Source organism: Halorubrum sp. C191, from assembly GCF_002727095.1.
GTDB lineage: Archaea > Halobacteriota > Halobacteria > Halobacteriales > Haloferacaceae > Halorubrum > Halorubrum ezzemoulense.
In genome coordinates this window covers 1-1,004 of record NZ_NHNZ01000209.1, presented here as the reverse complement: position 1 = coordinate 1,004, position 1,004 = coordinate 1, and the positions used below count along the sequence as shown (strand labels likewise).

Sequence of the window (1,004 nt, the reverse complement as noted above, 5' to 3'; positions counted from 1 at the left end):
GCGACGACGACGGCCGCGTGCTACGCGCGGCCGCCAAGGCGACCAAGGAACTGGCGCTGACCGCCGAGATGCTTGAAGCCGAGGACGAACTCCGGTCCATGATGGACGAACTGGACACGCTCGCCGAGGAGTGTGCAGACCCGAAGCGAAAACACGTCAAGCAGGCCTACGAGAACATCGCCTTTCACGCGGAAAAGCCGTTTTCCCTACTCCCGGACGGGCTTCGGGACGCGCTCGAAGGCGACGACCACAGTAGTGGACGGTAGCTCACTCGAACGCTCTTGTGTAGGACATTATTGATGGCTTGCTGTCTTGCGATTTTGGTCTGTCCCGGGTGAACTCTATTCGGCTTAGAGAGACGTTCAGATCGGTGGTTGAGGCTACTCGTGAAAATACCGTGACTGTATCAACAATTTCCTACGGAAGAGCGGTCCGTCGGAATCGAACACTCAAAGATGACGAAGAAGTCCTTGAGCTATTGGAGGCGGAAGGGATCGACCCCGAGCGCGTGCTGAGTGTCGACACGAGCAAACTTGACGATGCGCTGGAAGTGATGTCACTCTCTGAGTCCGACGTGTACGAGATCGACGAAAGCGAGTATGTACGGAAGGCAGACGTCGACGACGAGATGAAAGAAAGCCGTCTCCAAGGGCTCAAAGACCAGTTGGCTGGTGCCGACGAAGACACAACCGAGCTCCAAGCTGAAATCGAAGAACTGGAGCAGCGTATTACCGAGCTCACTAGCTTTGACTCCGGGACATCTTATCACACTCGTTTAATTGGTGGGTAGCCGGCGTCTGGGCGGATACTGTCACAGCCGAGACTGCGGGAGGACTGTTCTATTGTACTCGTTGAGAGACGATAGACCGGTCACGGCAACTGACCAGTTGGTGTATCTGAACCCTGCTCAAGTCGGGTTTTTATATGTAGAATATGCCTATGACTTGGTATGACCGACTCGCAGTCTCCAAGTGTCTCTGTCTCATTATCTGAGCCGACTAACG

2 pseudogenes are annotated in these 1,004 nt (G+C 54.9%); both read left to right on the top strand.

From position 1 onward, the window contains the following. Positions 1–266 (top strand): annotated as a pseudogene (locus Z052_RS18315) (hypothetical protein); the annotation flags it as partial. A 149-nt stretch (positions 267–415) separates the two neighbouring features. Further along, positions 416–790: pseudogene (locus tag Z052_RS18310) on the top strand (hypothetical protein); the annotation flags it as partial. Positions 791–1,004: the final 214 nt, after the last annotated feature.